We start from the raw sequence: 17,939 nt of genomic DNA on the forward strand, positions 1-17,939 counted from the left end.
GTGTCGTCTCCCTAGAGTCGGTCGTGCAGTCCGCATTCACTCTTGTCGAACATGGCCCAGCGCCCGGCCCGCGGATCCTCGCCGGGCGCGACCGCACGGGTGCAGGGTGCGCAGCCGATGGACGCGTATCCGGCGTGCAGCAGCGGGTTGACCGGCAGCCGCCACTTCGCCGTGTACGCGTCGACCTGCGCCTGGGTCCACCGCGCGATCGGATTGATCTTGACCTTGCGGCGGCTGTGCTCGTAGTGCACGACCCGGGTGCCGGCCCGGCTCGGTGACTCGTCGCGGCGCAGCCCGGCGGCCCACGCGTCGTAGCCGGCGAAGGTCTCCTCCAGCGGGCGGACCTTGCGCAGGTCGCAGCAGAGGTCCGGGTCCCGGGCGTACAGGCGCGGGCCGTGCCGTTCGTCCTGCTGCGCGACGGTCAGCGCGGGCCGGATCGAGCGCACCCGTACCGGCATCGTCGCCGCGACGGTGTCGCGCACCGCCAGGGTCTCGGAGAAGTGCAGCCCGGTGTCGAGGAAGACGACGTCGACGCCGGGCACGATCCGCGACGCCAGGTGCACCAGCACGGTGTCGGCGAAGGAGCTCGTGACGCAGAAGCGCGCACCGAACGTGCGTGCCGCCCAGGCGAGTATCTCCTCGGCGGTGGCGTCCTCCAGGTCGCGGCCCGCCCGCTCGGCGAGGGCCACCGGGTCGCCGACGGTGGTCATGTCGTCAGCTCCTTGTCGTCGGCGCGGGCCACCCACTGGGCGAACGTCTCCCGCTCGCCGCTGCGCCCGGCCACGTACCGCCGGGCCAGGGTCTCCACGAAGTCGGGCAGGTCCGCGGCGGTGACCTTGAGGCCCCGGACCTTGCGGCCGAAGCCGGCGGTCTGCCCGGCCGCGAGGGCCAGCCCGCCGCCGAGGTGTACCTGGAATCCGTCGACCATCCGGCCGTCGCCGTCGCGCATGAGCTGACCCTTGAGTCCGATGTCGGCGACCTGGGTGCGGGCGCACGCGTTCGGGCAGCCGTTGACGTTCACGGTGAGCTCGGCCGGCAGCCCGGTCAGCCGCTTCTCCAACTCGGTGACCAGCGACGCGGCCAGGCCCTTGGTCTCGACGATGGCGAGCTTGCAGTACTCGATGCCGGTGCAGGACATCGTGTCGCGCCGCCACGACGACGGCCGGGCCTCGAGCTCGATCTGGCGCAGCGCCGAGATCAGCGACTCGACCCGCTCCGGCGCGACATCCAGGACCAGCAGCTTCTGGTACGGCGTGAGCCGCACCCGCCCGCTGCCGTGCTCGCGCATCACGGCGGCGAGCTCGCGCAGCCGGGTACCGGAGACCCGGCCGACCACGGGCGCGACCCCGACGTAGCAGCGCCCGTCCCGCTGCCGGTGCGCGCCGATGTGCAACAGCGGCTCGTCCGGCAGCGGCGGCGCCGGCCCGTCGGCGAGGGGTTCGCCGAGGTACTCCTTCTCCAGCACCTCCCGGAAGCGTTCGGTGCCCCAGTCGGCGACGAGGAACTTGAGCCGGGCCCGGCTGCGCAGCCGCCGGTAGCCGTAGTCGCGGAACAGGTAGGCGATGCCGGCCCACACGTCCGGTACCCGGTCGAGCGGCACCCAGACGCCGAGGCGCCGCGCGAGCATCGGGTTGGTGGACAGCCCGCCGCCGACCCGCAGGTCGAAGCCGGGGCCCAGCCGCGGGTGGTTCGCGCCGAGGAACGCGATGTCGTTGGTCTCGTACGGCACGTCCGGCAGCCAGGAGATCACCGACTTGAACTTGCGGGGCAGGTTGGACAGGGCCGGGTCGCCGACGTAGCGGCGGACGATCTCGCGGACGGCGGGTGTGGCGTCGACGGTCTCGTCGGCGCTTATCCCGGCGACGGGGCTGCCGAGGATGACCCTCGGGCAGTCGCCGCAGGCCTCGGTGGTGGACAGCCCGACGGACTCGAGGGCCCGCCAGATCGCCGGCATGTCCTCGACGCGGATCCAGTGCAGCTGGACGTTCTGCCGGTCGGTGAGGTCCGCGGTGTCGCGGGCGTAGCGGGTCGAGACGTCGGCGATGGTGCGCAGCTGGTCGAGGTCGAGCTGTCCGCCGTCGACGCGGATGCGCAGCATGAAGTACTCGTCGTCGAGTTCGTGCGGTTGCAGCACGGCGGTGCGGCCGCCGTCGATGCCGGGTCTGCGCTGGGTGTAGAGGCCCCACCAGCGGAACCGGCCGCGTAGGTCGTCGGGGTCGATGGCGGCGAAGCCGCGGCGGGCGTAGACGGTCTCGATCCGGGCCCGGACGTTGAGCGCGTCGTCGTCCTTCTTGATCTGCTCGTTGTCGTTGAGGGGCTCGCGGTGGCCGAATCCCCACTGGCCTTCGCCGCGGACGACGGGGGCCGGTGCCGTGCTGCGGTGCGGCGGCGGGCTGGGCCCGGTGGCGGCCGGCGGGACGGCTGCGTCGTACGGCATGGCGAGTCCTCTCAGATGGTCGGCTCGATCAGGCGGTGGGTTCGGTGATGGGTCCGGTGACCGCGACCACCGTGCCGCCGGGGAACCAGCTCGCCGCCGCGTGGGCGGCGTGCGCGGGTGCGGAGGCGGCGGGGTCGGGCCCGTGTGCGCCGGGCAGGAAGACCCGGGAGGCCGCGTACAGCCGCAGCGGGCCGCGGGCGGTGAGGCGGCGGGCGGCGAGCCAGCTCGCGTAGCCGGCGGCCGAGGCGGGCTCGCCGGGGAAGCGGTCGCCGAGTTCGGCGGCGTACCGCACGGCGTTGAGGTCGCGGGGTCCGTAGCGCAGCGGCAGCACCTGCCCGGCGGGGTGGTCGAGCAGGGTGGTGGTGAGCAGCCACGGCGCCAGGTAGGTGCCCTCGGCGGGGGTACGCCCGACGCCGACGTCGCGCAGCAGCGGGTCGGCGGCGGCCCAGCCGGAGACGATGATCAGTGGTACCCGTCCGGTTCCGGGCCGTTCGACGGCCAGGCCGGCGCGGGTCGCCTCGGCGGTGACCTCGCCGGCCGCCGCGGTGCCGCGCGGCGACGCGTCGCCGCTCAGCGCCACGCCGCGGACGCCGCGCCCGGCGAGGAACCGCACCGTCGCCCGCAGCGCGGAGGCGTCCTCGTCGCTCAACCGGTCGGCGGGGCAGCCGGTCAGGGGCGTGGTGGCACCCCCGGTCAGGGCGCCCAGGGCGGCGCCGGCGCATTCCGGGCCGTCCGGGCCGTCCAGGGCGGCAAGCCCGGCGCCCTCGGTCGTGTCGACCTCGACCGCGGCGGTGTCGCCGCCGGCGGTGACCCACAGCCGGCTGCGGCCGGCGGGCAGCCGGATCCGGGCCCAGCCCTGCGTGGCGCCCGGGCGGGCGGTCGCGGCGGTGAGGTCGTCGCGGTCGGTGCCGACGGCGGCCCGCTCCGCGCCGACGTGCACGAGGTTCCAGCCGGGCCGCTGCGGCACGACCAGGACGGGGGTGCGCCGCCCGGTGAGCACGACCTGGGTGAGCAGCGGGCCGCCGGCCACCGCGCCGGCGGCGGGCGGCGCCGGCGCGGGCGGCATGGCCGCGGCCGCGGTCCCGCCGCCGACGGCCACGGCCAGCGCGGCGACCGCGGCGGCGCCGAGCCGGGCGGTGCTGCGCCAGCACGCCGCGACCACGACCGCCACGGTGGCCTCGCCGATCAGGATCAGGCCGAACGCGGTCGGCCCCAGCTGGACGCCGCCGGCGGCCGCGGCGGCCGCCGGCGGCAGCAGCCACGGCGCGAGCCGGGCGGCCAGCGCGCCCCGCTCGGCGGTGCCCGCCTGCCGGACCGCCGCGGCGGCGCCGAGCCAGACGGCGGCGGCGAGCACCTGCACGGCGCCGGCGACTCCGGCGTCGCCCGTCGTACGGGCGGCGAGCAGCGCCGCGGCGACGGCACCCGCCGCGAGGGCGAGCCGGGGCCGGCCCAGGCTCAGGTGCGCGGCCAGCAGCGCGGCCACGGTGGCCAGGACCGGCAGCACCGGTGCGCCGTCGAGCTGGATGGTGGCCAGCCCGGCGGCGACCGCCAGCGCGGCGACCGCGCGGGCCGCGTACCGCCGTGGGCGAGGGGTCAGCGGGCGCAGCAGCGCCAGGCCCGCGGTGGCGGCGCCGGCGCCGAGGAACAGCAACCGGCCGAACGTGGCGGCGGGCCGGAGCTGCGGGTCGGGCCCGGGGTGCTCGCCGGCGAGGCTGTGCGCCACGTCGGCGAGCACCTGCAGGGTGGAGGTCATCGACGCAGCGGCCGGTCGCTGACCGCGAACAGGACGCCGTGCGGCCGGCTGTCGCCGTGCGTACCGTGCGGCCAGTCCGCCCGGTTGAAGCTGACGCACGGCTGGCCGGTGTGCTCGTCGCGGAAGGTGTTGTCGACGTCGAGGTGCCCGCCGCGGCCCACCGTGACCATGCAGACCCGGTGATCGCCGTCGCCGCCGAAGGAGTTGGCGAGGAAGTAGTTGGCGATCGCCATCCGCTCGGCGGTCTTCGTCTCCCGGTACGTGCCGTCGGCGCGCCGGTCGAAGTTGTCGATCGTGCCCCAGTGCGGGCCGCCGGAGGTGACGTCGCGGATCGGCAGGACGTCGACAAGCGACGGGCAGTCACGCTCGGCGCCGCCGTGGAACACCTCGCTGAGCTTGTCGATGCTGCACTTGTACTTCGTGCCGGCGGCGAGCATCTTGCGGATGTCGAGGACGTAGACCATGCCGGTGGTCCGGTCCAGCGGCGCGCCGTACGGCACGGACTGGCCCATGACGGCGTGGAACAGGAACCTGTCGTCGGGGCTGACGAAGATCCAGCTGGCGTTGTCGCCGCCGCCGCGCACGGAGCGGTCCGGCTGGAACGTGCGGTACGCGGCGGTGTCGTCGTACACCTCGCGCCACTTCGGGTTCGCGGCGGTGATGTCGGGCGTGTAGTGCACCGCGCCGCCGTTCATGGTGGCGGCGAAGGCGCCCTTGTTGTGCGGCAGGTGGGTGGTGGCGGTCTCCATCACGACCCGGCTCTCGTCCCAGAACGGGTCGTTCTCCAGCGCCGCGCGGGGGCCGATCGGCAGGGTGCCGATGGAGGCGAGCTTCACGTTGGACCGGTCGGAGATGTCGAAGGTCCGCACGGTGTTGCGGGTGAGGCGCTCCTCGGGCGCGGCCTGCGGGGACAGGAAGTCGCGCGGTTCGAGGAAGTCGCTGGCGACGATCCGGTTCAGGTCCTCGCGTACGGCGATGCCGTGCGGGTTGGCGCAGGTCGCGACGGCCAGCTGCGGCACGCTGCCGCACTGCTGCGGGTCCTCGCTCGCGGCGCTCGCGGCGGGGATCTCGGCCAGGGTGCGGCCGTCGGCGCCGATGTGCACGATCTCGCCGGGTGAGCCGGCGAAGCCGTTGCCGACGCGGACCTCGCCGTTGGTGTACGTGCACGGCCCGGCGACGTTCGGCCCGCCCATGTACGTCGCGTAGGCGCTGCCGTCCTTCAACGTCCAGTACGCGTCGGGCGCCGAGCCGCAGGGGGTGTCACTGGCGATGTTGACGCCGCGCAGGCTCAGCGCCGGCAGCCGGCTCGAGTCGAGCACCAGCGTGGTGTCGGAGAGCAGCCCGCCCGCGAAGATCGAGTCGCCCTTGTGCCAGACGTACTGCATGTGGTGCGGCTCGCTGCCCAGGCCGGGGCCGACGGTGAGGGTGTTGACGACCTCGCCGTAGGTGGGGGAGTTCTTCGTCGCGTCGATGACGGCCATGAAGTCGGGTGAGGTCGGGTCGGCGGGCCCGGCCCAGGCCAGCAGCCATTCGCGGCCGGGCCCGAACGCGGCGGGGGTGAGGTGGTTGGTGACGGTGAAGACGGTGCCGTCGGAGGCGGTGACACTGGAGGCCCAGTCGACGGTCGCGGCGGCCGGGCGGCTGCCCGCGAATCCGGCGAGCGCGGCGGTCAGGACGACGATCGAGAGGCGTGCGGTCAGTTTTCTGCGTGATCCGGTTCGTGCACCCGCCATGACTTCTCCAGACAATGTAAACGGAGTGACAACGGTGATTCGCACTACCATTACGAGTCCTGCGGCCCAGAACCCTCACGCGTCCCAGAAATGTCATGACCAGGGATTTCGCGGTCGCACCCAATTGCTTTACGCGGCCGGAGCGCCGAACCCTCGCGCAATTTCCTGACACTTGTTACGACTTATTCGACCGATAGCATCGACTTTCGTACATGGGACAAGAGATCGATCGAGGGGAAACACATGACAAAGCCCGCGTACACCGCCGAGGCACACGTCGCCGGCGGCCGCGCCAACGGTCACGGGCGCACGGCAAGCGGCGAGCTCGACCTGGACGTCCGGCTGCCCAAGGAGCTCGGCGGCGCCGGCGGCGGCACCAACCCGGAGGAGCTGTTCGCGGTCGGCTACGCCGCCTGTTTCGGCAGCGCCCTCACGCTGATCGGCCCGAAGATGTCACTCAACGCCGACGACGCGACCATCGACTCGAAGGTCTCGCTCGTACCGGAGGAGGGCGGGCAGCTCAAGCTCGCCGTCGAGCTCGACATCACGCTGCCGTCCATCCCGGACGCGCAGCAGGCGGCCGGCCTGGTCAAGGCCGCGCACCAGATCTGCCCCTACTCCAAGGCCACCCGCGGCAACATCAACGTCGCGCTCACCGTCAACGGCGCGTCGCTGGAGCACTGAGCGGCCCGCCGGCGCTGCGGGACGCGGCGTGCCCCGCGTCCCGCAGGGACCTCACGCCGTGGGCAGGCCCCGCTCGCCGGCGCTGCGCTCGACGCAGAACTCGTTGCCCTCGGGGTCGCGCATGGTGACCCAGCCCAGGCCGCCGGGCTTGCGGTGGTCCTCGTACACGGTCGCGCCGGCCGCGAGCAGCCGGTCGACGGCCTCGTCGCGGGTGCCGGTCGCGGGCTGGATGTCCAGGTGGACCCGGTTCTTCACCGACTTCTCGTCCGGGACCCGGATGAACAGGATGCCGGGCGCGGCCGGCTCGGTTGCGGCGATCAACACCTCGTCGTCGTCCTTCTCGGACTCCTCGTCCACCGCGTAGCCGGTGACCTCGGCCCAGAACGTGGCCAGCGCGAACGGGTCATGCGCGTCGATGGTGATATGGCGAACCGGATTCACGAACATGACGGGCAGCATAGTCGCCGCCCGCCCGGCTCAGAGATCGAGATACGCCTCGATCGCCTCCACCACCAGGGCGTGGTCGTCGCCCTGGGGGAGCCCCGACACGGTCACCACCCCGACGACACCCACGTCGCGTACCCGCACCGGGAAGGCGCCGCCGTGCGCGGCGTAGTCGGCGGGGTCCACCCCGTACTTCGCGTCCAGCTCGACACCCTTGGCGGCCAGCCGCCGGCCCACCAGGTACGAGGACGCCGCGAACCGCTCCACCACCCGCACCTTGCGGGCGACCCAGGCGTCGTTGTCGGCCGTGCTGCCCGGCAGCGCCGCATGGAACAGCTGCTGGGTTCCCCGGCGGATGTCCACGGCCACCGGCAGGTCCCGGGAGGTCGCCAGGTCCACCAGCAGGCTGCCCAGATGCCAGGCGTCCGCGTTGTCGAACCGGGTGAAGGTGAGGCGCCGCTCGTGCTCTTCGAGCCGGGCGATCAGATCGTCGTCGGTCATGGCGACCATTGTCCGGCAAAGATCAGCCGCGACCACGGCTACGGCGCAACCACATCCCCAGCACGCCCAGGATCACGAACACCGTCGCCGCGCAGCAGACCGCCTTGAACACAGCTGACACCCCTCATCCACCGCTAGGGTCTTATTCCGTGCGACTGGCCACCTTCAACCTGCTGCACGGCAGGTCACTCTCCGACGGCAACGTACACGCCGAACGCGTCGCCGCGGCGGTCGCCGACCTCGACGCCGACATCCTGGGCCTGCAGGAGGTCGACCGCGCTCAGCCCCGCAGCGGCCTGCTCGACCTCACCGCCATCGCGGCCGAGGCCCTCGGCGCGAAGGTGCACCGCTTCGCCGCCGCCGTAGTCGGCACGCCGGGGGAGACCTGGCAGCCCTGGCGCTCCACCGACGACAACGCCCACCCGCTCTACGGCATCGCCCTGGTCAGCCGCTGGCCGGTGCTGCGCTGGCAGATCACCCAGCTGCCCGCGGCGCCCGTGCGCTCCCCGGTCTGGGCGCCCGGACCACGCGGGCGGCTGGTCCTGCTCAAGGACGAACCCCGCGTCATGATCGCCGCCGTCGTCGACACACCCACCGGGCCGATGACGGTCGCGAACACCCACCTGTCGTTCGTGCCGGGCTGGAACCTGCGCCAGCTGCGCGCCGCCGTGCGCGCGCTGCGCGGCCTGCCCGCGCCGCGCATCCTGCTCGGCGACCTCAACCTGCCCGCCGGGCCCATCCGCGCCTTCACCGGCTGGCGCACCCTGGCCCGCAGGCCCACGTACCCGAGCACCAACGCGCGGGCCCAGCTCGACCACGTCCTGGCCGACCCGCGCGGCGCCGGGCCGCTCGGCCCGGTCGTGCAGGTGCGCACCCCGGCGGTCGGCGTCTCCGACCACCTGCCCCTGGTCGTGCACCTCGACCCGCCGAAGCGCTAGACCGGGAGCTCGAAGACCAGCTCCAGGCCGTCCTGCTCGTCCCACTGCTCGCCGACCTGCGTGAACCCGAACCCGGCGATCGTCGCCAGCGAGGCGGCGTTCTCCGGGCTGATGCTCGCCCGGACCACCCGTACGCCCGGTTCCGTGCGCGCCCGCTCGATCAGCGCGGCCAGCATCGCCTTGGCGTGACCCCGCCGCCGGTACGCGGGATCCACCGAGTAGCCCACCTCGACCATCCCGTCGGCGTCCGGGGGGCCGTGGAAGCCGGCGTGCCCGACCACCACCGAGCCGGGCTCGGCCACCGCCACCCGGGCGATCCACTCCGCGCTCGCCGGATCCCGGGCGATCTGCTCGCTGCGGATCTCCCACAGCCACTTCTCGTCCCGGATGAACTCTGACAGCGGCTGCCCCGCGGCGGCGCCCGCCGCTTCGAGGTCGGAATCGATCAGCGCGCGCAGCGCGGCCGGCGGCAGTTTCACGAAACGGATCACCGGAGGATCCTAGGCGCGATCGTGTCGCACGCCACCTCTCGACCCAATTGGTTGTGCACAAACTAATCGTGCACTAGCGTTCCCGCCATGGCAGGCACCGACGACACCACCGGACTCGAACAGATGATCTGCTTCGAGCTCTACGCCGCCTCCCGGGCCATGACCGGCCTCTACCGGCCCGCCCTCGACGCCCTCGGCCTCACCTACCCACAGTTCGTCGCCATGCGCGTCGTCTGGCACCGCGGCCGCCTCACCGTCCGCGACCTCGGCGCCGCACTGTGCCTCGACAGCGGCACCCTCTCGCCACTGCTCAAACGCCTCGAAACCCAGGGCCTCATCCGGCGCGAACGCGGCACCGACGACGAACGCGTCGTCTGGATCACCCCCACCGACCAGGGCACCGCCCTGCGGGACCGGGTGGCGGACCTGCCCGAACGGCTCGCCTGCGCCACCGACCTCAGCGTCGACGAATTCACCCAGCTGCACCACCTGCTCGGCCGCATCCGCGGCACGGCAACCACCCCCGCCAACTAGGGAGAACCACCATGCAGGCTGTTTACACGGCATCCGCCACCGCCACCGGCGACGGCCGCGGCGGCCACACCCGCTCCAGCGACGGCGTCCTCGACCTCGACCTCGCCGTCCCCAAGGAGATGGGCGGCCCCGGCGGCCAGCTCACCAACCCCGAGCAGCTCTTCGCCGCCGGCTACGCCGCCTGCTTCCACAGCGCCCTCAAGCTCGTCGCCGGCAAGAAGAAGATCACCCTGACCGACACCGCGATCACCGTCGACGTCGGCATCGGCTCCAACGGCCAGGGCGGCTTCGGCCTCACCGTCGCCATCGAGGCCGAGCTGCCCGGCCTCGACGACGACACCGCCCGGTCGCTGATCGAGACGGCACACCAGGTCTGCCCGTACTCGAACGCGACCCGCGGCAACGTCGACGTCAAGCTCACCATCGCCTGACCCGCACGCACACCGAGGGCCCGGCACGTGGCGACGGGGGTCAGGTGCCCAGGTCACCCAGCGCGCGGTTGGTGCGGTTCGCCCGCACCGCCGCGCGCTGCTGCGCCGCGGTCACCTCGATGTAGCCCTGCGACGTAGTCAGCGACGCGTGACCGAGCAACCGCATGATCTCCGAGGCGTTCGCGCCGTCCTCGGCCAGGCGGGTCGCGAAGGTGTGCCGCAACGCGTGCAGCTGCGCGCCCCTCGGCACCCGGTCCGTGATCCCGGCCCGGCGGTAGCAGGACTCCACCAGGTACTGCAGGCCTCCGCGCTGCAGCGGTCGGCCCTTGCGGTCCAGGAACAGCGGTTCGGCCGGGCTCACCCGCCCGAACCGCAGCCGGCGGCTCTCCAGGTAGCGGTCGACGACGGCGTCCAGTTCCGGCTCGATCGGCACCGCGCGCGGCCGGCCGCCCTTGCCCGCCACCTCGACGCGCCGCTCGCCCGGGCGGCCCAGCAGCGAACCGGTCCGCAGCGCCAGCAACTCGGACAGCCGCAGGCCCGCGCACAGCGCCAGCGCGACCACCGCCACGTCGCGTTCCGGCCAGGGATCGCGCTGGCGCTCGTCGCTCTGGCTGACCGCCCGCAGCAGCTGCTCCGGGGTGTCCTCGCCGCGTAGAGGCTTGGGGGAGGGCGTGGGGATCCTCGGCTTTCCCACGGCGGGCATGGGGTTGCCGGCCACGACGCCGTCGACGACGAGGAAGCCGAAGAAGGAGTTCCAGCTCGACCAGGCCCGGTAGACCGAGGCGGGTGCGCGGCCCGCCGCGAAGACGGCGAAGGCCGACCTCAGGGCCCTAGGGGAGAGGTCACCGAGAGTGACGTTCTCGCCGAGCTCCTTGAGGATGGAGTTGAGGTCCCTGCGGTAGGCCATGAGGGTGTGCTCGGACGGTTTGCGCACGGCGCGGGCGCCGAGGAACTCCTCGATCAGCGCGCTGACCGGAATGTCTTGTTCGTCCTGCATAAGGAATATTATGCAGGAAACACCTATATAGCGCTACAGGTCCTCGCCGGCACCGGTGCCGTGATACGCCGCCCGCATCAGCTGCTGCATGTCCGCCAGCATCGGCATGCGCGGGTTGGCCGGTGCGCACTGATCCTCGTACGCATTCATCGACTGCTGCGGAAGCGCGTCGATGAAGGCCTGCTTGTCGACGCCCAGCGCGGCGAACGACGCCTCGATGCCGACCGCGTCGCGCAGCCGCTCCACCGCACCGGCCAGCGATTCGACACCCTCGGACGGCGACCCGGCGGGCAGGCCGAGCATCGCGGCGATCTCGGCGAAACGCTGCGGAGCCCGGTAGCTCTCGTACTTGGGCCAACCGGTCAGCTTCGCCGGCACGGTCCCGTTGTAGCGGATGACATGCGGCAGCAGCACCGCGTTCGTACGCCCGTGCGCGATGTGGAAGGTCGCGCCGAGGGTGTGTGACATGGCGTGCACGATGCCCAGGAACGCGCTGCCGAACGCCATCCCGGCGATGGTGCCGGCGTTGTGCATCCGCTCCCGGGCATCGGCGTCGCCGTCGTTCACCGAGGACTCGATGTTGGCGAAGATCAGCCGGATCGCATGCAGGGCCAGACCGTCGGTGAAGTCGTTGGCATAGACCGACACGTACGCCTCGATGGCGTGGGTCAGCGCGTCGAAGCCGCTGTCCGCGGCGATGACCCGCGGCAGGCTCGCCGTGAGCACCGGGTCGACGATGGCCACGGTCGGGGTCAGCGCATAGTCGGCCAGCGGGTACTTCTTACCGGTGCGATGGTCCGTGATCACCGCGAACGGAGTCACCTCGGCGCCGGTACCGGAGGTCGTCGGGATGCACACCAGCCGGGCGCGCTCGCCCAGGGCGGGGAACGCGAACGCCCGCTTGCGGATGTCGAAGAACTTCTCCCGCATGTCGTCGAAGACCACCTCGGGATGCTCGTAACACAGCCACATCACCTTGGCCGCGTCCATCGCCGACCCGCCGCCCAGCGCGATGATCGTGTCCGGCCGGAAGTCGCGCATCAGCTCGGCGCCACGGTCGACCGTGGTCATGCGCGGCTCGGGTTCCACGTCGTCGATGATCTGCAGCGAGACCGCCTCCGGGCGGCGTTGCAGCACCTGGTTGATGCGGTCGACGAAGCCGAGGCGGGTCATCGTCTCGTCGGTGACCACGGTGACGCGCCGGACGTCGGGCATGTCGGCCAGGTAGCGGATCGCGTTCGGCTCGAAGTAGATCTTCGAGGGCACCTTGAACCACTGCAGGTTGTTGGTGCGCCGGCCGACCCGCTTGATGTTGATCAGGTTGACCGCGGACACGTTGTTGGACACGGAGTTGCGCCCGTAGCTGCCGCAGCCCAGCGTCAACGACGGCAGGAACGCGTTGTACATGTCGCCGATGCCGCCCTGCGAGGAGGGCGAGTTCCAGATCACCCGGACCGCCTTGACCCGCTGGCCGAACTCCTCGACCAGCTGCTCGTCCTCGGTGTGGATCACCGCGCTGTGTCCCAGGCCGTCGAACTCGACCATCTCGGCGGCGTAGCGCAGCCCCTCGGCGCGCGAGCCGCAGCGCAGCACGGCCAGCACCGGGCAGAGCTTCTCGCGGGTCAGCGGCTCGCTGGGGCCCACCTCGGCGACCTCGGCGAGCAGCACGGAGGTGTCCGGGGGGACGTTGAAGCCGGCCTTCTCGGCGATCCAGGCCGCGGTCTGGCCGACGACCTTGGCGTTGAGCTTGGCGCCGCCGCAGTTCGTGCCGTACGCGGGCACGCCGAAGATGAACTCCTCCAGCTTGCGCTTCTCGTCGCCGGAGACCAGGTACGCGTGCAGGGTGCGGAACTCGTCGAGGGCGGCCTCGTACACCTGCTCGTCGATGATGGCGGCCTGTTCGGAGGCGCAGACCATGCCGTTGTCGAAGGACTTGGACAGCACGATGTCGTTGACGGCCCGGGCCAGCTTCGCCCCGGCCTCGATGTACGCCGGCACGTTGCCGGCGCCGACGCCCAGCGCGGGCTTGCCGGCCGAGTACGCCGCCTGGACCATGCTGTTGCCGCCGGTGGCCAGGATGGTGGCGACGCCGGGGTGGTGCATCAGGGCGGTGGTGGCCGCGACCGAGGGCTCCTCGATCCACTGGATGCAGTGTTCGGGCGCCCCGGCGGCGATGGCCGCGTCGCGCACGACGGAGGCCGCGGCGACGCTGCACCGCTGCGCGGCGGGGTGGAACGCGAAGATGATCGGATTGCGGGTCTTCAGGGCCAGCAGGCACTTGAAGATCGCGGTCGAGGTGGGGTTGGTGACCGGCGTGATGCCGGCGACGACGCCGACCGGGTCGGCGATCTCGGTGATGCCGTTGATCTCGTCGCGGCTGATGATGCCCACCGTGCGCAGCTTCGCCATGCTGTTCGCGACGTGCTCGCAGGCGAAGATGTTCTTGACGGCCTTGTCCTCGAAGATTCCGCGGCCGGTCTCGTCGATGGCGAGTTGGGCCAGTTCGGCGTGCCGGTGCAGCGCCGCGACCGAGGCCTTGGCCACGATGTGGTCGATCTGTTCCTGATCGAAGTCCTCGTAGTGCGTGAGGGCCTTGAGTCCGTGTCCCACCAGGGTGTCGATGGCGCCATCGAGGTCCGGGACGGAATCTGTACGGGTCTTGTTGCTCATCGCGCAACTCCTCGGCACGTCCGGGTTCGGGCGCCCCCGCGTCCGCTGGATGCTGACGTTCCGATTCTTCTCGCCGATGAGCGCCCGCGTCCTTGGATCGCGGCTATCCGCCGTGCGGGCCGGGCTCCGCCCCGGAGGCGTCAACTTGACATAATGTCAATTATCGACCAACCCTCCATGGTCAACTTTCGAGTGAATCTCCGCCGTTCGCCGCGCGGACCGCGGTCGAGGAGATCGTCGCCAGTTCGGGCCGGGCCGGCATGAACAGGGTCGTGGCACCCAGCGTCTCGTTCATGGCGGCCAGCTGATTCTCGCGCGCCGCGTCGCCGGGGTTCCGCACGCCGCGGATGATCACTCCGGCTCCGTGTTTCCGGCAGTAGGCCGCGGTCAGCCCGCTCCAGGCTGCGACCGTCACGTTCTCCCAGTCCGCCGGGAGAACGGCGCGGATGTCCAGGGCGCGTTCCGCGCCGGTCCTGGTGGGCCGCTTCTCATCGTTGACCGCGACCAGCACCGTCACGTGTTCGAACAGGCGCCGCGCCCGGTCGACGAGATCCCGGTGACCGTCGGTGAACGGGTCGAATGTTCCGGGATAGACGGCCCTGGAGCTTCGGGGATCGCTCACCGGCACATGCTATTGGCTCGACAGGCGGATCGGGCAGCCGAGGGGAACAAGCCGATAGTCCGGGCAAATGCCCATAGGCTCCCCTCGGGAGGAGGGGCACGCCGGTCCCCTTCGGCGGATCCGGTCTGCTGCAGGTGCGGGCGACCGGATCCTGGATGCCGCTCAGCTGAACAGGTCGGCGTACCGGATGAGGTCCCGGGTGAAGGCCGGGATGCTGCGGATCTGTGCCTCGGCGCGGGCTTCGATCCCGGTGAGGTCGCGGGGCCCGGCGGGCTCCTCGCCCAGCGACATGCGCAGGCGTTCGGCGAGGCGGCCGAGGCGGATTCCGGCCCTGCGGGCCAGGATGCCGGTGCCGGTGGGCCGGGTGCCGCCGTTGGCGGTGTACGCGTCGAGGACGCAGCGGATCGTGGCGCGGTCGGGTCCGGCCCTGTGGTGGGTGGCGAGCGAATAGGTCGCGTGCGCGGTTTCGAGGCCGGCGCTGTCCGGGCCGGCGCTGTCCCAGTCGATCAGTACCGGGCCGGCTGCGGTGACCATGATGTTGTGGATCTCGATGTCGCGGTGGGTCGTCACGTGGTCGGCCGTATCGGCGAAGGCGCGGGCCACCCAGTCGGTGGCGGCGAGGATGTCCGGCAGGTGCTCGCGCAGCGCCGGCGTCCAGGGCCGTTCGGCGGCGTGCAGCCAGTCGTGCCAGCGTTCGTCGTGCAGGTGGTACCAGTCGGGTCCGGCCCGGTCGGCGGGTTCGATGGCGTGCAGGCGCGCGAGGGTCTCGCCCAGCCAGGCCGCGATGTCGTCGCTCTCCCCCACCGGCCGGCCGTCGATCCAGGCGTAGGCGCGGGTGAGGCCTATGCCGTCGACGTGTGCCGGGTGGCCGAGCGGGGTCGGCATGGCGATCGCGGCGGACCGGGCCTTGCGTTCGAAGGCCATCGCCGCCGGCCGGTCCAGCGGCAGGTGCTTGAGCAGGACGCGGCCGTCGGTTGTCTCCAGGGTCCAGGTCTGCGAGCTGCTGTAGGTCAGCGGCGTCAGCTCGCCGACGGGGTCGGGCAGGCCGAGCGCCTGGGTGATCCTCTCGGGCCGCATGGCGTGCACGATAGTGGTGATCGAACGGTGGCCGCGTCGCCAGTGATGACCATGTATGTTTCCTGGCATGATGCGGCACCGGTCGGTTCCGATGCTGATCGTCACGTCGGTGCTGTTCTCGGTGTTGCTGGCGGTGGCCGTGAACGTCGCCACCGGTGGCGTCCTGCCGGCCGGGCTGCAGCCGTACGCGTGGCTGGCCTGGCCGGTCGTCGGCCTGCTCGCGGTGGCCGGCGCCGGTCTCGCGGTGTGGCAGCAGCGGCTCGGTGCCCCGTCCGCGCTCGCGCCGCCGGTCGTGCCGCGACCGGCGGAGCTGCCGGCGGCTCCGGTGGTGATCGGGCGGGCCGGGGAGCTGGCGACGGTGGAGGCCGCCGTCTCGGCCGGCGCGCGGCTGGTGGTGATCGCCGCGGCGCCGGGTACCGGCAAGTCGGCGCTGGCGTTGCGGGTCGCCCACGATGCGCGCGACGACCATCCCGACGGGCAGTTGTACGCCGCGTTGCGGGGCGCCTCCGCGGATCCGGTGCCGCCGGAGGCGGTGCTGGTGCGGTTTCTGCGGGTGCTGGGCCGCCCGGACGACGAGCTGCGCGGCGACGTGGTGGAGCTGGCGGCACGGTTCCGGTCGGTGGTGGCCGACCGGCGGATGCTGGTTCTGCTCGACGACGCGCGTGATGCGGCGCAGGTGCGGCATCTGCTGCCCGGCGGGGCGCACAGCCTGGTCGTGGTGACGAGCCGGCGGCTGCTGTCGGATCTGCTGGGTGCCTCGGTGCTGACGCTGGGCGCTCTGGATCCGGGGTCAGCACTGGAGCTGCTGGCGGTGACCGCCGGCGGGGGCCGGGTCGCGGCGGATCCGGACGGGGCGCGGCGGGTGGTCGGTTTGTGCGGCGGGTTGCCGCTGGCGGTGCGGATCGCCGGTGGGCGGCTGCAGGCGCGTTCGCAGTGGTCGCCGTCGGCGTTGGCGGATCGGCTGGTCGACGAGGAGCGGCGCCTGGACGAGCTGCGGCTGGCGGACCGGGCGGTGCGGTCCAGCTTCCAGGCCGTCTACGACGAGCTGACGCCGGTCGAGCAGGTGGTGTTCCGGCGCTCCGGTGGTTATCCGGGTACGTCGCTGGGGCTCGGCGCGGCGACGGCCCGGTGCGATCTGGACGAGGACGTGGTGGCGGAGGCGCTGGAGCGGCTGGTGGACGCGTTCCTGGTGGAGTCGCCGTCGCCGGAGCGGTACCGGCTGCACGATCTGCTGCGGTTGTTCGCGCAGGAGCAGGCCGGTGCGGACGCGGTGGAGTGTCTGCGGCGTCAGGTGCGGTGGCTGACCGTGCGGGCGCGGCCCGGGCTGTGGCTGGCGCAGGAGCGGGAGAACGTCATCGCCGTGCTGCACGCGGCGGTGGGCGCGGGGCTGGCCGAGGCGGCGTTGGGGCTGGTGGTGGCGGTTCATCCGCTGCTGGCCGACGTGGCCGACCACTCGTACCGGTTGCGGCTGTGGCAGGCCGGTGAGGCGGCGGCGGTCGAGTGCGGTGACGAGGGTTTCCGGGTACGGGCGTTGCGGTGGGTTTCGCACTCGTACGGGATGGCGGGCCTTGTCGATCTCGAGTTGCCGGCGGCGGAGCGGGCGCTGGAGGTCGCGGAGCGGCTCGGGTCGAACGTGCGGGAGATCGCGCTGGCGAAGTGGCGGGTCGGTGACGCGCTGCGGGCGCAGGACCGGTTCGCCGAGTCGGAGTCGGCGCTGCTGCGGGCGCTGGAGCTGCTGTCGGGGCTGGGTGCGGTCGAGGACGAGATCGAGGTGCGGCTGGCGCTGGGGACGCTGTACAACACGTTCTGGAAGCCGGAGCTGAGTACCCCGGTGCTGGCCCGGGCGGTGGAGTTGCTGCCGGACGGGCCGAGCGAGGTGCGGGGGTGGGTGGTGCTGGGTCTGGGGCTGGCGCACAAGCTCGGCGGCGACCGGGCGCGGGCGCGGGTGTTGTTCGCGGAGGCGTTCGGGGCGGCGCAGCGCCTCGGCGATGACCTGTTGCTCGGCTACTGCATGCAGGAACGCGGCTGGTTGTCGGCGCAGGAGCGGGCGTTCGAGGCGGCGGAGCGCGACTTCACGGCGATGCTGGCCGTCTTCGAGCGGTTGCGCAGCGGCGGCGGGATCGGCGGTGCGCACGGTGCGCTGGGTGAGCTCGCCGACATGCAGGGGCGCTGGACGCAGGCGCTGGCGGAGTACGACGCGGGCATCGCGGAGTATGAGCGGCTCGGCATGCGGGTGCGCATGGGTGAGCTGTTGCTGCACCGCTGCACGGTGCTGCGGATGCTGGGCCGTGATGCGGAGGCGGCCGAGGCGCGGCTGCGCGGCGAGGAGCTCATCGGTGACGCGCCGGTCCATCGGGGGCCGGGCCTGGTGCGGCGGCTCAACGAGCCGGACCAGGAGGGCTGACGGCTGGCGCTGTGCGCCGCGACCACCGAGGTGTGCCGGTCCGGATCGCTGACGGAGGTCTTCCACCGGATCGCGGGCCCGGCGGTGTCCTCGTGACGGCGCGGGCGGTGCTGCTCATCGAAGGCCGCGCCGTCACGGCCCGCGCTGGCGGCGCTGGTCCTGCTGCTGGTGCTGGTCGCGCAGCTCGCCCTGTGCCTCTTCGGCTGGCACCCGCGCCGCTGAT

Annotated in this window: 16 protein-coding genes; 5 read left to right on the plus strand and 11 right to left on the minus strand. The window is 72.4% G+C overall.

The genetic code is table 11. The features are described 5' to 3' along the window. Positions 1-11: 11 nt before the first annotated feature. Genes AB0B58_RS21710 through AB0B58_RS21725 form a run of 4 tightly spaced genes read right to left on the minus strand, consistent with a single transcriptional unit; the run spans position 12 to position 5,923 of the window. A complete protein-coding gene (locus tag AB0B58_RS21710) occupies positions 12-710 on the minus strand; it encodes a phosphoadenylyl-sulfate reductase (RefSeq protein WP_360226194.1) in 699 nt (232 codons plus the stop codon). Continuing rightward, complete coding sequence (locus AB0B58_RS21715; protein ID WP_360226197.1) at positions 707-2,437, minus strand: nitrite/sulfite reductase; 1,731 nt, start codon at positions 2,435-2,437, stop codon at positions 707-709. Before AB0B58_RS21715 ends, AB0B58_RS21710 begins: the two co-directional genes overlap by 4 nt. 28 nt (positions 2,438-2,465) lie before the next feature. Next, entirely contained in the window at positions 2,466-4,190 is a 1,725-nt protein-coding gene (locus tag AB0B58_RS21720) for a hypothetical protein (RefSeq protein WP_360226200.1), read from the minus strand. Then, positions 4,187-5,923 (minus strand): hypothetical protein, encoded by a 1,737-nt coding sequence (locus AB0B58_RS21725; RefSeq protein ID WP_360226203.1) that lies wholly within the window; start codon positions 5,921-5,923, stop codon positions 4,187-4,189. Before AB0B58_RS21725 ends, AB0B58_RS21720 begins: the two co-directional genes overlap by 4 nt. A 243-nt stretch (positions 5,924-6,166) precedes the next feature. On the opposite strand from AB0B58_RS21725, the gene AB0B58_RS21730 reads away from it, so the two are divergent. Beyond that, positions 6,167-6,607, plus strand: coding sequence for an organic hydroperoxide resistance protein (locus AB0B58_RS21730; RefSeq protein ID WP_360226206.1), 441 nt, complete (start codon positions 6,167-6,169; stop codon positions 6,605-6,607). Positions 6,608-6,658: 51 nt separating this feature from the next. Here AB0B58_RS21730 and AB0B58_RS21735 read toward each other — a convergent pair whose 3' ends face one another. Then, positions 6,659-7,054 carry a VOC family protein gene (locus tag AB0B58_RS21735; RefSeq protein WP_360226209.1) on the minus strand — a complete coding sequence of 132 codons (396 nt, stop codon included), beginning with the start codon at positions 7,052-7,054 and terminating at the stop codon, positions 6,659-6,661. Positions 7,055-7,084: 30 nt separating this feature from the next. Continuing rightward, positions 7,085-7,552: a heme-degrading domain-containing protein gene (locus AB0B58_RS21740; RefSeq protein ID WP_360226212.1), complete on the minus strand. Its 468-nt coding sequence runs from the start codon at positions 7,550-7,552 to the stop codon at positions 7,085-7,087. Positions 7,553-7,701: 149 nt separating this feature from the next. Here AB0B58_RS21740 and AB0B58_RS21745 point away from each other — a divergent pair, with 149 nt between their 5' ends. Further along, positions 7,702-8,490 (plus strand): endonuclease/exonuclease/phosphatase family protein, encoded by a 789-nt coding sequence (locus tag AB0B58_RS21745; protein WP_360226215.1) that lies wholly within the window; start codon positions 7,702-7,704, stop codon positions 8,488-8,490. Here the strand turns inward: AB0B58_RS21745 and AB0B58_RS21750 are convergent. After that, positions 8,487-8,981 carry a GNAT family N-acetyltransferase gene (locus AB0B58_RS21750; protein WP_360226218.1) on the minus strand — a complete coding sequence of 165 codons (495 nt, stop codon included), beginning with the start codon at positions 8,979-8,981 and terminating at the stop codon, positions 8,487-8,489. The two genes, AB0B58_RS21745 and AB0B58_RS21750, sit on opposite strands and share 4 nt — an antisense overlap. A gap of 87 nt (positions 8,982-9,068) precedes the next feature. On the opposite strand from AB0B58_RS21750, the gene AB0B58_RS21755 reads away from it, so the two are divergent. Together AB0B58_RS21755 and AB0B58_RS21760 are read left to right on the plus strand one after the other, a co-directional pair. Next, positions 9,069-9,515, plus strand: a complete 447-nt coding sequence (locus tag AB0B58_RS21755) for a MarR family transcriptional regulator (RefSeq protein WP_360226221.1) — start codon at positions 9,069-9,071, stop codon at positions 9,513-9,515. A gap of 11 nt (positions 9,516-9,526) precedes the next feature. After that, complete coding sequence (locus AB0B58_RS21760; RefSeq protein ID WP_360226224.1) at positions 9,527-9,946, plus strand: organic hydroperoxide resistance protein; 420 nt, start codon at positions 9,527-9,529, stop codon at positions 9,944-9,946. Between the two features lie 40 nt (positions 9,947-9,986). On the opposite strand, the gene AB0B58_RS21765 is transcribed toward AB0B58_RS21760, so the two are convergent. The 4 genes from AB0B58_RS21765 to AB0B58_RS21780 form a co-directional block, all read right to left on the minus strand. Further along, the gene (locus AB0B58_RS21765) at positions 9,987-10,943 is read right to left on the minus strand and encodes a tyrosine-type recombinase/integrase (protein ID WP_360226227.1); all 957 of its coding nucleotides are present in this window, start codon (positions 10,941-10,943) and stop codon (positions 9,987-9,989) included. 33 nt (positions 10,944-10,976) lie between these two features. Then, positions 10,977-13,613: a bifunctional acetaldehyde-CoA/alcohol dehydrogenase gene (gene adhE / locus AB0B58_RS21770; RefSeq protein ID WP_360226230.1), complete on the minus strand. Its 2,637-nt coding sequence runs from the start codon at positions 13,611-13,613 to the stop codon at positions 10,977-10,979. Positions 13,614-13,794: 181 nt separating this feature from the next. Further along, positions 13,795-14,235: a pantetheine-phosphate adenylyltransferase gene (gene coaD, locus AB0B58_RS21775; protein ID WP_360226233.1), complete on the minus strand. Its 441-nt coding sequence runs from the start codon at positions 14,233-14,235 to the stop codon at positions 13,795-13,797. A 162-nt stretch (positions 14,236-14,397) separates the two neighbouring features. After that, positions 14,398-15,312, minus strand: a complete 915-nt coding sequence (locus tag AB0B58_RS21780) for an aminoglycoside phosphotransferase family protein (protein ID WP_360226236.1) — start codon at positions 15,310-15,312, stop codon at positions 14,398-14,400. 67 nt (positions 15,313-15,379) lie between these two features. Here AB0B58_RS21780 and AB0B58_RS21785 point away from each other — a divergent pair, with 67 nt between their 5' ends. Further along, positions 15,380-17,716 (plus strand): NB-ARC domain-containing protein, encoded by a 2,337-nt coding sequence (locus AB0B58_RS21785; RefSeq protein WP_360226239.1) that lies wholly within the window; start codon positions 15,380-15,382, stop codon positions 17,714-17,716. The last annotated feature ends 223 nt before the right edge of the window (positions 17,717-17,939 follow it).

Origin of the sequence: Actinoplanes sp. NPDC049118 (genome assembly GCF_040648555.1) — a bacterium.
Lineage (GTDB): Bacteria > Actinomycetota > Actinomycetes > Mycobacteriales > Micromonosporaceae > Actinoplanes.

Coding starts and splice junctions, on each gene's coding strand:
- AB0B58_RS21760 (WP_360226224.1), top strand. CDS start 9,527: ATGCAGGCTGTTTACACGGCATCCGCCACCGCCACCGGCGACGGCCGC.
- AB0B58_RS21780 (WP_360226236.1), bottom strand. CDS start 15,312: ATGCGGCCCGAGAGGATCACCCAGGCGCTCGGCCTGCCCGACCCCGTC.
- AB0B58_RS21710 (WP_360226194.1), bottom strand. CDS start 710: ATGACCACCGTCGGCGACCCGGTGGCCCTCGCCGAGCGGGCGGGCCGC.
- adhE (WP_360226230.1), bottom strand. CDS start 13,613: ATGAGCAACAAGACCCGTACAGATTCCGTCCCGGACCTCGATGGCGCC.
- AB0B58_RS21765 (WP_360226227.1), bottom strand. CDS start 10,943: ATGCAGGACGAACAAGACATTCCGGTCAGCGCGCTGATCGAGGAGTTC.
- AB0B58_RS21725 (WP_360226203.1), bottom strand. CDS start 5,923: ATGGCGGGTGCACGAACCGGATCACGCAGAAAACTGACCGCACGCCTC.
- AB0B58_RS21715 (WP_360226197.1), bottom strand. CDS start 2,437: ATGCCGTACGACGCAGCCGTCCCGCCGGCCGCCACCGGGCCCAGCCCG.
- AB0B58_RS21735 (WP_360226209.1), bottom strand. CDS start 7,054: ATGTTCGTGAATCCGGTTCGCCATATCACCATCGACGCGCATGACCCG.
- AB0B58_RS21785 (WP_360226239.1), top strand. CDS start 15,380: ATGATGCGGCACCGGTCGGTTCCGATGCTGATCGTCACGTCGGTGCTG.
- AB0B58_RS21730 (WP_360226206.1), top strand. CDS start 6,167: ATGACAAAGCCCGCGTACACCGCCGAGGCACACGTCGCCGGCGGCCGC.
- AB0B58_RS21720 (WP_360226200.1), bottom strand. CDS start 4,190: ATGACCTCCACCCTGCAGGTGCTCGCCGACGTGGCGCACAGCCTCGCC.
- AB0B58_RS21755 (WP_360226221.1), top strand. CDS start 9,069: ATGGCAGGCACCGACGACACCACCGGACTCGAACAGATGATCTGCTTC.
- AB0B58_RS21740 (WP_360226212.1), bottom strand. CDS start 7,552: ATGACCGACGACGATCTGATCGCCCGGCTCGAAGAGCACGAGCGGCGC.